This is a genomic window from Candidatus Binatia bacterium (genome assembly GCA_035631035.1).
Classification (GTDB): Bacteria; Eisenbacteria; RBG-16-71-46; order SZUA-252; family SZUA-252; genus DASQJL01.
This window is the reverse complement of sequence record DASQJL010000062.1, coordinates 47,283-62,400: the sequence shown is the minus strand read 5'-3', so window position 1 is coordinate 62,400 and position 15,118 is coordinate 47,283. Positions and strand designations below refer to the sequence as shown.

16 protein-coding genes are annotated in these 15,118 nt (G+C 68.9%); 10 read left to right on the top strand and 6 right to left on the bottom strand.

What is annotated here, in order from left to right:
* The first annotated feature begins 37 nt into the window (after positions 1-37).
* Positions 38-511 carry a GNAT family N-acetyltransferase gene (locus tag VE326_06635; GenBank protein HYJ32882.1) on the top strand — a complete coding sequence of 158 codons (474 nt, stop codon included), beginning with the start codon at positions 38-40 and terminating at the stop codon, positions 509-511.
* 3 nt (positions 512-514) lie between these two features.
* On the opposite strand, the gene VE326_06630 is transcribed toward VE326_06635, so the two are convergent.
* Both VE326_06630 and VE326_06625 read right to left on the bottom strand, forming a co-directional pair.
* The gene (locus VE326_06630; protein ID HYJ32881.1) at positions 515-1,693 is read right to left on the bottom strand and encodes a PQQ-dependent sugar dehydrogenase; all 1,179 of its coding nucleotides are present in this window, start codon (positions 1,691-1,693) and stop codon (positions 515-517) included.
* A 142-nt stretch (positions 1,694-1,835) separates the two neighbouring features.
* Positions 1,836-2,540, bottom strand: a complete 705-nt coding sequence (locus tag VE326_06625; GenBank protein ID HYJ32880.1) for a hypothetical protein — start codon at positions 2,538-2,540, stop codon at positions 1,836-1,838.
* A gap of 309 nt (positions 2,541-2,849) precedes the next feature.
* Between VE326_06625 and VE326_06620 the strand changes: the two genes are divergently transcribed.
* A complete protein-coding gene (locus VE326_06620; GenBank protein HYJ32879.1) occupies positions 2,850-3,437 on the top strand; it encodes a hypothetical protein in 588 nt (195 codons plus the stop codon).
* Positions 3,438-3,508: 71 nt separating this feature from the next.
* Here VE326_06620 and VE326_06615 read toward each other — a convergent pair whose 3' ends face one another.
* From VE326_06615 to pdxH, 3 genes are read right to left on the bottom strand one after another with little or no spacing between them, the layout of a single operon-like run.
* Positions 3,509-5,059, bottom strand: coding sequence for an alpha/beta fold hydrolase (locus tag VE326_06615; GenBank protein ID HYJ32878.1), 1,551 nt, complete (start codon positions 5,057-5,059; stop codon positions 3,509-3,511).
* On the bottom strand, positions 5,056-5,802 hold the full coding sequence (locus VE326_06610; protein ID HYJ32877.1) for a hypothetical protein: 747 nt from the start codon (positions 5,800-5,802) through the stop codon (positions 5,056-5,058). Before VE326_06610 ends, VE326_06615 begins: the two co-directional genes overlap by 4 nt.
* The gene (gene pdxH, locus VE326_06605; GenBank protein HYJ32876.1) at positions 5,775-6,371 is read right to left on the bottom strand and encodes a pyridoxamine 5'-phosphate oxidase; all 597 of its coding nucleotides are present in this window, start codon (positions 6,369-6,371) and stop codon (positions 5,775-5,777) included. Before pdxH ends, VE326_06610 begins: the two co-directional genes overlap by 28 nt.
* A 157-nt stretch (positions 6,372-6,528) precedes the next feature.
* Between pdxH and VE326_06600 the strand changes: the two genes are divergently transcribed.
* Together VE326_06600 and VE326_06595 are read left to right on the top strand one after the other, a co-directional pair.
* Entirely contained in the window at positions 6,529-8,052 is a 1,524-nt protein-coding gene (locus VE326_06600; GenBank protein HYJ32875.1) for a DUF2779 domain-containing protein, read from the top strand.
* A complete protein-coding gene (locus VE326_06595) occupies positions 8,049-8,699 on the top strand; it encodes a hypothetical protein (GenBank protein HYJ32874.1) in 651 nt (216 codons plus the stop codon). Before VE326_06600 ends, VE326_06595 begins: the two co-directional genes overlap by 4 nt.
* Before the next feature lie 309 nt (positions 8,700-9,008).
* On the opposite strand, the gene VE326_06590 is transcribed toward VE326_06595, so the two are convergent.
* Entirely contained in the window at positions 9,009-10,403 is a 1,395-nt protein-coding gene (locus VE326_06590; protein ID HYJ32873.1) for a M20/M25/M40 family metallo-hydrolase, read from the bottom strand.
* A 380-nt stretch (positions 10,404-10,783) separates the two neighbouring features.
* Between VE326_06590 and VE326_06585 the strand changes: the two genes are divergently transcribed.
* The 6 genes from VE326_06585 to VE326_06560 are packed head-to-tail and all read left to right on the top strand — an operon-like array spanning position 10,784 to position 15,109.
* The gene (locus VE326_06585; protein HYJ32872.1) at positions 10,784-10,957 is read left to right on the top strand and encodes a Flp family type IVb pilin; all 174 of its coding nucleotides are present in this window, start codon (positions 10,784-10,786) and stop codon (positions 10,955-10,957) included.
* A 19-nt stretch (positions 10,958-10,976) separates the two neighbouring features.
* Positions 10,977-11,507, top strand: coding sequence for an A24 family peptidase (locus tag VE326_06580; protein HYJ32871.1), 531 nt, complete (start codon positions 10,977-10,979; stop codon positions 11,505-11,507).
* Positions 11,504-11,974, top strand: a complete 471-nt coding sequence (locus tag VE326_06575) for a TadE/TadG family type IV pilus assembly protein (protein ID HYJ32870.1) — start codon at positions 11,504-11,506, stop codon at positions 11,972-11,974. The genes VE326_06580 and VE326_06575 overlap by 4 nt, the downstream gene beginning before the upstream one ends.
* Positions 11,975-11,985: 11 nt before the next feature.
* The gene (cpaB, locus tag VE326_06570; GenBank protein HYJ32869.1) at positions 11,986-12,864 is read left to right on the top strand and encodes a Flp pilus assembly protein CpaB; all 879 of its coding nucleotides are present in this window, start codon (positions 11,986-11,988) and stop codon (positions 12,862-12,864) included.
* Between the two features lie 23 nt (positions 12,865-12,887).
* Positions 12,888-14,054, top strand: a complete 1,167-nt coding sequence (locus VE326_06565) for a pilus assembly protein N-terminal domain-containing protein (protein HYJ32868.1) — start codon at positions 12,888-12,890, stop codon at positions 14,052-14,054.
* 5 nt (positions 14,055-14,059) lie between these two features.
* Positions 14,060-15,109, top strand: a complete 1,050-nt coding sequence (locus VE326_06560) for a pilus assembly protein TadG-related protein (protein ID HYJ32867.1) — start codon at positions 14,060-14,062, stop codon at positions 15,107-15,109.
* Positions 15,110-15,118 lie beyond the last annotated feature (9 nt).

Below are 15,118 nucleotides of genomic sequence, written 5' to 3'. Positions count from 1 at the left end.
GCACCCCGCGGGCGCCGCGGCGCCTGTCGCCGAGCGGATGCGGGACGACGACTGGGCCGAGGTGCGCCGCGTCTACGCCGAGGGGATCGCGACGAGGCAGGCGACCTTCGAGACCGAGCCTCCCGCGTGGGAGGCCTGGGACCGGGGGCACCGGAAGGACTGCCGCTTCGTCGCGCGCGAGTCCGGCCGTCTCCTCGGCTGGGCGGCGCTCTCCCCGGTTTCCGGCCGCTGCGTCTATGCGGGCGTCGCCGAGGTGAGCGTCTACGTGTCGGCGGATGCGCGCGGGCGCGGCGTGGGACGGACCCTTCTGGCCGCGCTCATCCAGGCCTCGGAGCAGCAGGGGATCTGGACGCTCCAGGCCGGCATTTTCCCCGAGAACGAGGCGAGCCTGCGGCTCCATCGTGCGCTGGGATTTCGCGAGGTCGGAAGGCGGGAGCGGATCGGACGCCTGGACGGAGCCTGGCGCGACGTCCTGTTCCTGGAGCGGCGGAGCGCGATCGCCGGCGCCTGAGCGCTAGGGCCGGCGCGCCAGCCGGTAGACCTCTCCCGAGAGCAGCGTCCAATAGAGCTCTCCGTTCGAGTCCACCCCGAAGGAAGAGAGCCCCTGCATGGGACCGCCGGCCGCCGTGCGAAGCACGGGCGTCCAGTCGCGCGGCACGGCGGCCTCTCCGTTCACCAGGCGCAGGCTGCGCACGATCCCCGTGCAGTAGTCTCCATAGAAGTAGGTCCCGCGCAGCTCGGGCAGCTCCATGCCGCGGTAGACGAAGCCTCCGGTCACGGAACACCCCGCGCCATGATCGTATTCGGCGATGGGCAGCGTGATCCCCAGCGGGTTGCAGGTGGTTCCGGGCGGGTAGCAGTGCGTCCCTTCCATCCGGTTCCAGCCGTAGTTCCGCCCTCCCTGAGCCGCGGGCTCCACGTCGATCTCCTCCCACGAGTCCTGTCCCACGTCCCCGATCCACATCGCTCCGGTCTCCGCATCGAAGGAGAAGCGCCACGGGTTCCGGAGTCCGTACGACCAGATCTCGCCTCGCGCGCCCGCCCGGCCCACGAAGGGGTTGTCGGCGGGCACCGCGTAGGGCGAGGCCGCGTCCACGTCGAGACGCAGGATCTTCCCGAGGAGGGTGCCCAGGTTCTGCCCGTTCCCCTGCGGGTCGCCGCCGCTCCCGCCGTCGCCCAGACCGACGTAGAGCTTGCCGTCGGGACCGAAGGCGAGCTGGCCGCCGTTGTGGTTCGCGAACGGCTGGTCCACGAAGAGGATCTCCTTCTCCGTCGCGCCGGCACTGTCGGGATTGGCCGAGACCTGGAACTCGACGACGCGCGTGTCTCCGCTCAGGTCGGTGTAATCCACGAAGAACCGACCGTTCGCGGCGTACCCCGGGTGGAAGGCGAGCCCCAGGAGTCCCTGCTCGCTCCCGCCGCTCACGCGGGCGCTCAGATCGAGGAAGGGGCGGGGACGGAGCGATCCTCCCTGAAGGATTCGGATCGCGCCGGTCTTCTCGACGAGGAACAGGCGCGTCGTGTCGCCGGGAGCGGCGACCACCCCGACCGGCTGCGACAGGCCGCTCGCGACGAGCACGGCGCGGTAGTCGGTGGAAGAGGCGGGCGGCGGCGGTTGGACCTCGCGCGATGAGCGGCCGCAGGAGCCGGCCGCGAGGAGCAGCAGGATGAGCGCGGCGGGCCGGAATCGCATCGTCAGGAGTTCCTCCAGAAGAGAGCAGCCAGCGCGATCACCGTATCGCGCTGGCTGAATCAAGGCTACTCAGGTCCGTCGAAAACGCAAGGGGAGGCGGGTGATCGCCTCCCCTCGGTCCGACGCCGATCCGTCCCGCGGATCAGCGGTCGTAATCGTCGTCGTCGTCCATGTCGCGGTGGTCGTCATCCCAGCGGCCGCCACGGTCGTAGCGACCGTCGTCGTCCTTGTCGCAGCGCCCGTCATCGCCCCGGTCGTAGCCGCGATCGTAACTGCGATCGTAGCCGGGATCGCGGTCGCCCAGATTCCGCCAGCCGTCGTCTCCCCAATCGCCGGCGCTCCCCCAATCGCTGCACTGCACCCGATATCCCTGCGGGCGATGGGCACACGACTGGACGTGGGCGTAGTACGCCCCGTAGCTGCTGAAGCGCGCGTCGCAGAAGTTGCAGCCGTAGAGGCAGTCGTCGTCGTGGTAGCTGCCCTGGAACCGCACGCCGCCGAACATGGCGGCCACGACGAAGCGGATCGGCCGGACGCGGATGACGTGCCGCGAGTAGATGTACTCGGGCGGGCAGTAGGTGCGCCATGCCTGATAGCGCGGTCCCCGGCTCGCGCGGATCACGATCCGGTCCCGATAGACCCGGTGATCGCCCCAGCTCCGCCACTGCCGGCTGAAGCCGCGGGGTGCGGAATCGCGGCGGTACACTCCCTCGACGCGTCGCTCGCGCCCCTGCTTCGGGGTCCACCACTTTCCGCCGGGGTCGGCCTTCGCCTCACCCGGGGTCGCGAGAAGCGACGCTGCCACCAGCGCGGCTACCGCCGCTCCCATCGTAACGGTCCGAATCATCTGCGGCTCCTTTCCTGGGTCCTCGAACACGTGGTCTCACCGGCACGAGTGCGCCGCCGTCCTCTGCAACCCACATGCCGTTGCGGCGCCGGCCCTCAAGTCATGCGGGGACAAGCACATGAGGGTTCTTGCCCGGCGGTGGGCGGGCCTCGCGCCGTGACCGGCGGGCGCCAGGGCGGACCAGACGTCACATGTGCGCCACCTTTCGATCACGAGACGCTCACAAAAGGAGGGGTACCTGCCGATAGGTCCATCCGGCCCCGCGGGGAGCGGGCCTTCGACGAGACCTAACGCAAAGGGGGACCGACCATGGCTGCATTCTCCGACTGGGATTCGCTGGAGTACCAGGCCCTGATGGCTCGCGGCCGCGACGCCGAGCGCACCTCGCTCGTCTGCTGGACGGCTGCGGGAATCGCGGCCGCCGTGCTCCTCTCCTGGGGCATCGCCGCGAAGAGCGCGAGCCTCATGCTTCCGGTCATCTTCGCGACCGCGTTCGGCTTCTATGCCGCCGTCCACGGACGGCATCAGGTCCGCCTGATCGCGGGGTACGTGAAGGAGTTCATGGAGCCGAACGGCAATTCGGGCCCGCAGTGGTTCACGCGGCTCGCGCAGCTCGAGGTCGTGCCCGGCTTCAATCCTTCGGGAGATTGGGCCGTCGCGGCGCTCGCGAACGTGACGGTGGTGACGGCGATGGCCTTCTCGTGGATCTATTCCGGCGGCGCGGGGCAGCGCGGCGATCTGATGGCGGGGATCGCGACCGGGCTGGGGCTGGTCTTCTGCTTCCATTCGATCACCGAGACGGCGCGCATTCGGCAGACCAACGCCGGCGCCCTCTGGCGTCAGATCACGTCGCATGCCGAGGAGCGGCGGGGACCGCGTCTCGCCTCGCGCGGCTGAAACGACCCGCGCTGCGGCGCGGGAAGGAACGAAGGAGCGGCTCCGGCGGACGTCGCCGGGGCCGTTTCCGTTCATCGCCGCGGGGGGCCCGGAGCGGTGAGGGTCTTGGCTTCGGCCAGCGAAAGGAAGCGGGTTTTGGGGAGCTCGATCCGGCGGCCGCGGAGATCCTGACCCGCGAAGAAATCCTCCACCGCCTGCTGCACCTCGTTGAAGGGAAGCACCTCGTGCCATCCGTTCTCGACCACGAGGTGAATCCCGTTGGGAAATCCCCAGCGCACCTCCTCGGCCTGGAAGGGCGGCGTGACCCCGTCCATCGCCCCGGTCAGGAACAGCGTCCGCACCGGGCTGTAAATCCGCTCGCGAAACGCCGGCCCCAGGTCGGCGCCTCCCACCAGATCGCAGAACGCGGGATTCACGAGCATGTTCTTCACGTTGCCGAGGAGCGCCGAACGCGACTCCCGGGCGACGATGCCGCGCCGCTCCGGCGAGGCGCCCGACGCGCAGTCGGTCGTCACCTGCATCACCGAGATGCCCGAGGCGGTCGTGTTCACCAGGTCTTCGACCCGGCGGACGAGCAGCGTCGAGTCGCCGTTGGCGAGCGAGCCGAACAGGGCGGGGAGGAACGGGGCGCGCGTCCAATCGTTCAGATCCGAGCCGAGGATCGCCTGGATGCCGGCGGGCCCGATCCGCATCGGCACGACCTTCCCCGTCTTCCGGTCGGTGATCGGGAGCGTGGCCGGCCGCCACGACAGCCGCTCAATCAGCCGGCGCACCGAGCCCTCGAGATCCGGGAGATCGTGCCCCCAGCCCGGATCCTTCGCCACCAGGCTCGAGACGCGCTTCAGCTGGATATCGTTCACGGAGGGGAGGCGCCAGGTCATGTCGGGGCCGCGCGTCCCCGCCAGCACGGCCGCGTCCACGCGGTCGCCGTGGCGGCGGATCATCTCGAGGGCGAGCTCGGTTCCATAGGAGACCCCGATCAGGCGGAGCCGCTCGGCGCCCAGGGCGCGGCGCAGGTCTTCGAGGTCCTCGGCGCTCTCGCCGGTGTTGTAGGCCTCGATGGCGATGCCGTCGTTGCGCATGAGACGGACGCAGGGGCGGAGCATGCTCCCGAGCGCCGACGCCGTCTTGGCCTCGGTCTCGAAGGCGTCCGGAGGGAGCGAACCGCGGACCGCGCACTGGAGCGTGGGGTTGGAGAGGCCCGACCCTCGCTGATCGAGGACGATCACGTCGGAGCCCGAGCGGAGCTTCTCGAACAGCTCCAGATAGGGCGGGGTCCGCGCGAGCAGCGTCCCCGGGTACCCGGGGCCTCCCGGCAGGAAGACGATCGGAGGCCCGGGCGAGGTGCTCGGGGATCGAAAGCGGAGGAAGACGATCGCGATCTGCTTGCCCGCCGGATGCGCGTGCTGCTCCGGAACGACCAGCCGGCCCAGCTCGGCGGGGCGCTCCACGCCGTCCAGGCCCTTCACGGCATAGGGTTCGAAGGAGAGCCGCGAGGTGTCGGCGGGCGCCGATGCCGTCGCCCGCGGGTGCGCGCCTTTCGCAGGAGGAGCGCCCCGGGCCGCGGCGGCCGGGGCCAGGGAGCCGCAGAGGGCGATCGCCGCGAGGAAGCGCGCGTTCATCCGGACCGCGCCCCCGCGCCGCGAAGAATCCCCGCGCGCGTGAACTCGGGGAAGCCGTGCTGCCAGACCCCCCAGATCAGGAAGAAGAGGAGCGCCGTGCCGGCGGCCGCGCCAAAGAAGGAGCGGATCCAGGGGACGCCGCGCCCGGCGCGCGCCAGGGCGAGGATCGCGATCGCGGCGAGTGCGTAGAAGGGAAGCACGAGCGGCACGGTCTGCCCCTCGACGGCCGAGGCGAACGTGGTGAAGCCGTACGCCGCGCCGCCCAGGATCACGAGCAACGCGGGAACGGATCCGCGTGCCGCGCCCTTCGCGCGCTCCGCCGGCAGCCCCAGGAGACCGATCGCAAAGAGGATCCGCCCGCTGTCCACGGCGTAGTGCCCGACGTGTTCGTCCCAGAAGTCGAGCAGCCCGGTGGGATCGCCCGCCCCGCTCCGCTCGGCGAGATCGTGGATCGAGTTGGCCGCGACATGCGCGCCATGCCCGAAGGCGAAGGCCGCCGCGGCGAATCCGGCGAGGAGTGCGGCGCCGCCCGCGGGGCCGCGCCCGGCCAGCCTCCCCACGCGCGCGAAGAGCGCGATCACCACGAACACTCCGGCCGTCTCGATCGCGTCGCCCAGGGTGACGCCGGGGCGCAGGAAGGGAGTCTTGATCAGCACGCAGCCGACGTCGAAGGCGGCCGACGCCGCGCCCAGGAGGAACAGGGCGGCCGGGAGCGCTAGGGAGCGAGCGTCGTCTCGGTCCATCCGGCGTCCGTTCGCGTGTAGAGGACGCGGCGATGCAGCCGGTTCTCGCGTCCCTCCCAGAACTCGACCGTGGCGGGGATCACGCGGAATCCCGACCAGTAGTCGGGGCGCGCCACGTTCTTTGGCGGAAGCTTCCGATCCCACTCGGCGAACCGGGCCTCCAGCTCGCGCCGCCCGCCGGGAAGAGGCTCGCTCTGCGGCGAGGCGTACGCGGCGACCTGGTGCCCGCGCGGGCGCGTCGCCCAGTAGGCGTCGGCCTCGGCGTCGTCCACGCGCTCGGCGCGTCCCTCGACGCGGACCTGCCGCGCGAGCGGCGGCCAGTAGAAGCAGAGCGACGCGAGCGGCGTGCGGCCGGGCTGGAGCAGCTCGCGTCCCTTCCGCGAGTTCAGATTGGTGAAGAAGACGAATCCTCGCTCGTCGTGGCCACGGAGGAGCACCATGCGGACGGAGGGCTGCCCGTCGGCGTCCACGGTCGCGAGCGCCGCGGCGGACGGCTCCGGCAGTCCCACGTGGTGGGCCGATTCGAACCAGTCCTGGAACAGCGCGATGGGATCGGTGGGATCGCTCACGGGCGGACCGATCGTACACCAGCCCGCGCGGACGCGATATACTCGGGTCGGCCGGCGCGGCGGGCTCTCTGACATCCTGCTGCAGTTCGCCCGGGTCCGCCCGCGTCCGGCCACTTCCCCTGTGCTATCGTTTTCGGGTCATGTACCCGTTCCAGCCATGAGCCAGGCCCTGCTTCGGGAAGGTGCATTGTCCACCCGCGCCTCGATCAAGCCGCTCTCCAAGTCCCGCGTCCATGCGGGCCTCCAGTGCGCCAAGCGCCTCTATCTCGAATGCTACGCCCATGATCAGAAGGACCCGCTCGACGCCGCCCGCCAGGGGCTGATCGAGGTCGGGCGGCAGGTGGGCGTGGCGGCGCGCGCCGTGTTCCCGGGCGGGGTCCTCATCGGCCACGACGCCTACCACCACGACGACGCCGCCCGGGCCACGAGCGAGGCGATGGCGGATCCCGGCGTGCCGGCCGTGTTCGAGGCGGCCTTCACGTTCGACCAGATCCGGGTCCGCGTGGACGTGATCGCCAGGGCGGACGAGCGGAGCTGGGAGGTGGTGGAGGTCAAGTCGAGCAAGCAGGTGAAGGACGAGTACGTGACCGACGTGGCGATCCAGCTCCACGTGGTCGAGGGCTCGGGCGTTCCGGTACGCGGCATTTCCGTGCTCCACGTGAACGGGGACTACGTGTGGCCGGGGGGGCCCTACGATCCCGCGCTCCTCTTCACGAGGCGCGAGCTGACCGAGGACGCCCGCCGCCGGCTTCCCGATCTGCTGCGACGGGTGGAGTCGATGCGCCAGGTTCTCTGGGCGCTCGAGCCCCCGGACATCGCGATCGGAAAGCACTGCGAGCGGCCCCACCGCTGCCCCTTCCACGGGGCCTGCCACCAGAACGGCGCCGAGCACCCGATCCACACCCTGCCGCGCATGGACCAGCGGCTGCGGCGCCGGCTGGCCGGGCTCGGCATCGCCGACATTCGCGAGATCCCGGACGATTTCGACGGGCTGAGCACGCTGCAGCGCCGCGTGCGCGATTGCCTGATCGACGGCGCGCCGTTCCAGGACCCGAGACTCCGGGAGGAGCTCTCGAAGGCCGCCTATCCGATTCACTTCCTCGACTTCGAATCGTGCAGCGCGCCGCTTCCGGTGATTCCCGGAACGCGCCCCTTCGAGCCGACGCCGTTCCAGTGGAGCGATCACGTGCTCCACGAGAACGGCGCCGTGGAGCATCGCGAGTATCTGCACGACGCGCGCACCGATCCGCGCCGGTCCCTCGCCATGGCCCTCCTCGAGGCGCTCGACGGCGCGGGCTCCATCGTGGTCTATTCCGGATTCGAGGCGCGGACGATGCGGGAGCTGGCCGAGACGCTGCCCGATCTCGCGGCCCCGCTCCTGGATCACGTCGAGCATCGGATGGTGGACCTGCACCGGCTCCTCCACCTCCACTACTACCATCCCGACCTGCGCGGCTCGTTCTCGATCAAGGACGTCCTTCCGGCCGTCGTGGACGGGCTGGGGTACGGCGACCTGGTGATCAAGGACGGGAGCCAGGCGTCGCTGGCGTTCTCGGACATGACCGATCCCGGCCAGCCGGCGGAAGCGCGCGAGCTCTTGCGCGAGCGCCTGCTCGCCTACTGCGGCCGCGACACGGAGGCGACGATGCGGCTGTTCCTGGCTCTGAAGGAGGGTGCGTGAGCGTGCGGAGGATGTGGGTGGTGCTGTGCTTGACGGCGGTGGTTGCCGGTCCCGTCTCTGCCGGGACCCGCGCGCCGCTCCCGGGGAGGACCTATACCTGGACGTTCGAGGCCGACACGCTGGGCCAGGCGCCGGCCTCCACGCGCGTGGCCAGCGGCCGCTGGGCGGTGCTGGAAGACTCGACGCAGGCCGGCACGCGCCTCCTGCGGCAGATGGACTTCGAGGAAGGGCTGGGGTCGCATGCGCTCCAGTTCCTGAAGCCGCGCGTCGCCGACCAGCAGACGTCGGTGCGCTACCGGATTCGATCGGGGGGGATCGATCCCTCGGTGGGGATCGCGTTCCAGCTCGACGCCAAGGGGAAGAACGGCTATCTCGTCCGCGTCAGCGGCCGGAGCCAGGAGCTGATCGCGCACTATCTGCTGAACGGCAAGCGGCGCGACATCAAGATGGTTCCGGTCGAGCCCCCACGCCCCGACGAGTGGCACACCCTGGGCGTTCGCCGCGTGGGCGAGCGGCTGGAGGTGATCTACGATGGCGTGGTGAAGATGAAGCTGCGGGACGAGCGCTTCTCGGCGGGGAACGTGGGACTCTGGACCGAAGACGACACGGTGGCGGACTTTTCGGGACTGGCGGTGACGACGCTCTAGCGGGTGGCGAGCCTGCCGGGCGGCGGGGACCGCCGGCGCTCACTCCACGGTGGCGACCCCAGGCGCAAATTAGGGGCGCGCCGTTACGGGAGGGTGGAGTCGGGTGCCGGTGAGAACCACGAGCTCGGGACCCTGCCGCCGTTCGCGCCCCGTCTTCCGTGACTGGGGCACATCCTCCCCGGCCGTCCCTGGCCGGAGGGGCGCACCTCAATAGGCTTTCCCTAATCTGTTTCCCTAGGTCTCCTACCGTTTAGATGCCGACCCCCAAGACGCAGGATACTTAATTTCAAAAGCACAACAAGTGTATTTCTAACGGCTTGACGATATTCCCGCCCGGGCGGCGACCTCGTAGAGGTAGGCCGCCGCCGACTTGGCCCCGCCGAAGAAGCAGGACAGGGCGAAGTGCTCGTTGGGGGCGTGAAGGTTGTCTCCGGGCAACCCGAAGCCCATCAGCACGCAAGGGGCCCCCGTGGCCTTGACCAGGGGCGCCACGATCGGGATCGACCCGCCCATGCCCATCACGACCGCGGGTTTTCCGAACCCCGATTCGAGCGCCTTCAGCCCGGCCTTCACGAACGGGTTCCCCAGATCGGCCTGGAAGGGCAGTCCCGCGCCGAAGCGCTGGAACGTGACCGTGCCCATGTCGCCGACCAACTCGCGCACCCGCTTCTCGAACAGGTTCGCGATCTTCTCGGGATTCTGGTTGTGCACGAGGCGCATGCTGATCTTGGCCTTGGCCGTGTTGCCGATCACCGTCTTGAACCCCGGCCCCGTGTAGCCCCCCCAGATCCCGTTGGCCTGCAGGGTGGGGCGGATCACGCCCGACTCGCGCGCGGTGAATCCCTCCTCGTGGAAGAGACGCGTGACGCCGATCTCGCGCGCTTTCTCCGCGTCGTCCCAGGGACCGTTGCTCATCGCGCTCCGCTCCTCGGCGCCCGGCACGACCACGTCGTCGTAGAAGCCCGGAATCAGCACCCGCCCCGTCTTGAAGTCCTTCAGCTCCTGCAGCACGTAGCGGAGCACGTCCACCGGCTCGTAGAGCATCCCGCCCCATTCGCCGGAGTGCTTGTCGCCGTTGGGCCCCGTGATCGTGATCTCGAACGCCTGGATCCCGCGCAGGTAGGTGGTGAGCGCCGGGTGGTCCAGATCGGGCATCTGGGAGTCGGAGACCACGATCACGTCGCACGCGAGCTTCTTCCCGTGCTTGGGGAACTCGGCGGCCATCGCCTCGCCGTCGTGCTCCTCATCGCTCTCGAGGATGAACTTCACGTTCACCGGGAGACCGCCGCCGGCCTGGAGCGCCGCCTCGACGCCCGCGATCTGGGCGTAGTGCTGCCCTTTGTTGTCGTCGGCGCCGCGGGCCCAGATCTTCCCGTCCGCGATCCGCGGCTCGAACGGCGGCGATTTCCAGAGCTCCACCGGATCGACCGGCTGAACGTCCACGTGCCCGTAGATCAGCACCGTCGGGAGATCGGGGTTTTCGATCCGCTCGGCGAAGAGTCCCGCGTGCGCGCGCGTCGGCCACACCTCGGTCTTGAAGCCCAGCGATTCGAGCTTCCGCTTGTCGTAGTCCAGGGCGGCGGCGACGTCGGCGTCGCGGTCGGGGTGTGCGCTGATGCTCGGAATGCGGAGGAATTGGACCAGCTCGTTCGTGAGGCGGTCCTTGTTGTCGTCGAGGTAGCGGAAGACCGAGTCGAGTTTCATGCGCGCTCCTGGGTCGGTGGAATCGCGGAAGCGGTTGGATACGACCATCCTAGCCGCACAAGGACTTGGGGACAATTCCAGCCTTCACTTGGGTGATCTCCCCCAGTTTTCGGCTCCCCGGCGTGCGTCCCGCGCGCGCGATGCGCTTTTCGCTCCTGCTAATTCCTGCCCCAGCCGATAGGTAGGGACGCGCAGCGCTCTGCGATGAAATGCGGCATCGAAGTTGCCCTTGCATGGATGCGCGCGTGGTCCAAACGCCTCGCGGCGGAGGTCATCCGCCACGCGCCGGTAGTGGGCCGCTCGCCCGGAAGAGACCGAACTTGAAACGGGCCGGGTCGGGCAAACGCAGTACCACAGTCTTGTAGTGGGAGGGTGCTTCAATGCTGAAGAACTTCATTCGGGACGAGCGTGGCGAAGATCTCATCGAGTATGGCCTTCTCGCGGCGTTCGTGGCCGCGATCGCGACGGCCGTCATCATCGCGGACCCGCTCGGCCTCCGTACGGCGGTCGAGGGTGCGTACCAGGCTGCGGTGGACGCTCTGAACGCGATGTAATTCGACGAACACAACCAACATGACTACACCTTGGATGACCGGCGGCGCGGTGATCCTGTGCGGTGTGGCGAGTTGGACGGACCTGCGCTCGCGCAGGATCCCGAACGCTCTGACCATCCCGGCCCTCGTAGCGGCGCTGTGCGTGCACAGCGCCCTCGGGGCCGGGCAGGGCCTTCTCCTCTCCGCATGCGGCGCACTGGCGGCCGGAGCCCTTCTTCTCCCGGGCTACCTGTTCCGCTTCACGGGCGCGGGAGACGTGAAGCTCCTGATGGCGGTCGGCGCCATTCTCTCGTTTCCGATGGCGCTCCTCGCCGGGCTGGCCGCGCTGATCTTCGGCGGGCTGCTCGGCGTCGTGACGGCGCTCCGTCTCGGACGGCTGCGCGAAATGCTCGGACGAACGGCGGGCCTGGCCCGCTGGGCGGCAACCCGGGCGGCCGGGGTGCCGGTGGCCGCTCCGGAGACTTCCAGGATCTACATCCCGTTCGGCGTCGCGATCGCGCTCGCGACCGTGACGCTGGCCCTCGTACCCCGACTCGGAGGCGCGCAATGAGTGTGCAGCACGACGACGTGGCGCGCGCATCCGCGGGTCGCGCTCCTCGGGAAGCCGGGCGGCGGGAGAGCGGCGTGGCGCTGATCGAGGCCGCGTTCGTCCTCCCGATCCTCCTCGTGCTCGCGATGGGAATGCTCGACTTCGGCCGCGCGTTCCAGACGAAGAGCGTACTCGACCAGGCCGCTCGCGAGGGCGCGCGCATCGCCGTGATCACGGACCCGGACCTGGCGAGCGTCAGCGGCCGCGTGAACGAGATCCTGGCTCCGGCGGGCATTGCCGCGACGGCGGTCACGGTGACCGGTCCCGACGCCGGCACCAAGCTGGATCACGTCACCGTGACCGCCACGTTCACGTTCATGACCCCAGGGATCTACGCCCTCGTGGGCGGCGATTACGGCAACACCATTTCCATGTCGAGTCAGTGCGTGATGCGTCACGAAACCGGCGGAGACCCGTCGGCCCCTTAGGGAGGAGAACGATGTCCCGATCCAGATCCGTACTCGCGTTGGCCCTCGTGCTCGGCGCTCTCGCCGCGTTGGCCGGCTATGCCGGTCTCAAGGCGACGGCGCAGAAGGTCGCGCAGAACACGTCCAAACACTTCGTCCCGGTCGTGATCACCGCGACCGACCTGACGTTCGGGGCGAAGCTGGACCGGGCGCAGCTCCGCGTCGTGCGCTATCCCAAGGAAAGCGTTCCGGCGGGCGCGTTCTCCGACCCCGATTCGGTCGTGGGGCAGACCACCAAGATCTTCCTGGCCGCGCGTGAGCCGATCACGGTGACCAAGCTCTCCTCACGGGGCGGCGGCCTCTCGATGCTGGTCCGCCCCGGCCTGCGCGCCACGAGCCTCGAGGTGAACCAGGTCTCGGGCGTCAGCGGCTTCGTGCTCCCCGGCGATCGCGTCGACGTCCTCTGCACCGTGGACGGCCGCGGCGCCGATCAGGAAGCGCAGACCAAGACCATCCTCCAGAACGCCGAGGTGCTCGCTTCGGGCCAGAAGACGACCCAGCAGGACAACAAGCCGATCACCGTCCAGGCCGTGACGATCCTGGTCGACCCGGCCGGCGCCGAGAGACTCGCCCTCGGACTCCACGAGGGCAAGATCCACCTGGTGCTCCGGAACCCGGAGGACGCCGACACGATGCGCGTTGCCGGTCTATCCACAGGCGAGATGCTCGATGGCAGGCCGGGGCCCAAGCTGGCGAAAGCGGTCAAGCATTCGCTCAACAAGACGGGAACGGCCGTGGCTGCGGCGACCGTGCCTCATATGCCTGCCACCCGGCCGGTGAAGCCTACGGTTCGCATCATCCGTGAAGCCAAGGTGACGGAGCTTCCCGCGCTGCGCGATAGCGTCCGATGAGCCCCAACCCAAGGAGCCGAACGATGGTTCGCACGATGCTCGGTAACGTGGAACGCGGCGTCCGCCGCGCGGCGCTGGCCCTGGGGATCCTGGGCCTCGCATGGATCGCAATGCCGGCTGCGCCGGCGCTGGCCGGGAAGGCCGAGCCGCTCGAGGTGGGAGCGGGCAAGTCCCTCGTCATCGAGATGCCGAACGAAGTGAGCACGGTCTCGATCGCCGACTCCAAGGTGGCCGACGCGGCCGTCGGCTCCGAGCGGTCGGTCGTGCTGAACGGCAAGGCTCCCGGGCATACCTCGCTGGTCGTGTGGGAAGAGAACGGTCACTTCACGCTCTACGACGTGACGGTGAGCGACCAGTCCTCGAAGCCGCAGGTCCTCCTGGAGACGCGGATCTCCGAGGTAAATCTGCAGAAGATGAAGGAGATGGGCTTCGACTGGACCGCCATGCTGCACGATGCCAAGCGACTCAACGGAACCATCACCGGCGGTCTCTTCGTCACCAAGGTCGAGACTCCCTATAACCCGCCCCTGATCGGTCCGGAGACGGATGGGTTCGCGACCTGGCGGCGTGGCGACGGCAACGCCAATTTCCTGACGACCTTCCGGATGCTGGAAGAGAACGGCGCGGTCAAGACCCTGGCCAGCCCGAACCTGGTCGCGACCAGCGGCGACAGCGCCTCGTTCCTGGCCGGCGGCGAATTCCCCGTTCCGATCGCGAACAGCTCCTCCGTGAACGGGACGACGGTGACGATCGAGTGGAAGGAATATGGGATCAAGCTCGCGTGCATTCCCACCGTCCTGGACGGCGGCCGGATCCGGCTCTACGTGGCGCCCGAGGTCAGCGCTCCGGACTACTCCCACTCGGTGCTGCTGAACGGGTACGTGGTGCCGGGCGTGTCCACGCGACGCGTCGGAACCACGGTCGAGATGAACAGCGGCGACGTGCTGGTCATCGGCGGCGTGAAGCACAGCGAACAGCACAAGACCGTGAAGAAGTTCCCGATCCTGGGCGATATCCCGGTCCTGAACCTGCTCTTCAAGTACAAGAAGACCGAGCTGATCGAGCGCGACCTGATGATCGCCGTGACGCCGTCCCTGGTCACCGATCTCGCTCACGAATTCCCGAAGCTCCCGACCGACGAGCCGGACCATGACGCGCCGGCCAACCACCCGACTCCGGAGACCAAGTAACCGTCATGAGCCTGTCGACGCGCAACCGCCGCCGCGGCGAGGAGGGCATGGCCCTCCTGTACGTCGCCGTCTTCCTCCTCGTGTCGCTATGGTTCGTCTCCCTGGCGATCGACGTGGGGAAGCTCATGGCGGCCAAGACCGAGCTGCAGGCCGCCGCGGATGCCGCGGCGCTTGCCGGCGCCTCAGCGATCGACCCCCTGACCGCCCAGCTCAATGTCGCGAACTCCAAGGCCCGCGCGGCCGCCACGGCTGCAGCCAATCACGCCTACCAGAACGTGAAAACGTCGGTCGTCATCAACCCGGACACCGACGTGGAGTTCCCGGGGGTTCGCAAGGTCAAGGTCAGCGTCTATCGCGACGCCGACCACGGCAACTCGGTGATGCTCCACTTCGCGCAGACGCTCGGGTTGCGTTTCATGAACGTCCGGGCCAACGCGACCGCTGAGGTCGGACCGCTGACCGACGTCTGCGAGGGGCTTGCGCCCTTCGCGCCGGAGAAGCCTTCGTACGGCGACTTCTCCAAGAGCTGCGACAGCACCTACACGCTGACGATGCCGGTCGGCGCGTCGCAGCAGGGCAATTTCCAGTTCCTGGACTTCGACAACTGCGTGGAGAACGACAGCACGGCAACCAACAAGGGGGGCGCGGCGGAGCTGGCCTACTACATCCTGAACGGCTACGACTGCTGCTTCCACATCGGCGACATGACCGAGAGCGCCACCAAGCCCGGCTTGAACCTGGGCCCGATCCGCGACGCGCTGCAGGAGCGATTCGACCGCGACACGGACAAGCGCGAGGGGATCTGCTACCAGCAGTACACCGGCAACCAGAGCCGCGTGTTCCTCACGCCGATCGTGGCGACGTTCAGTGTGAACGGCAAGAAGATGGTGAAGGTGCTCAAGTTCGCGGCTTTCTTCATGCAGTACCGGCCGCCCAACGACCTGAACAAGAACGGCTTCAAGGGGCAGTTCATCGACTACATCGCCGTCGGCACGGTGGACTCCGAAATCCCGCCGGACAGCACGGCCGTGTACGGCGTCCATCTGATCGAATAGTCCTGGTCC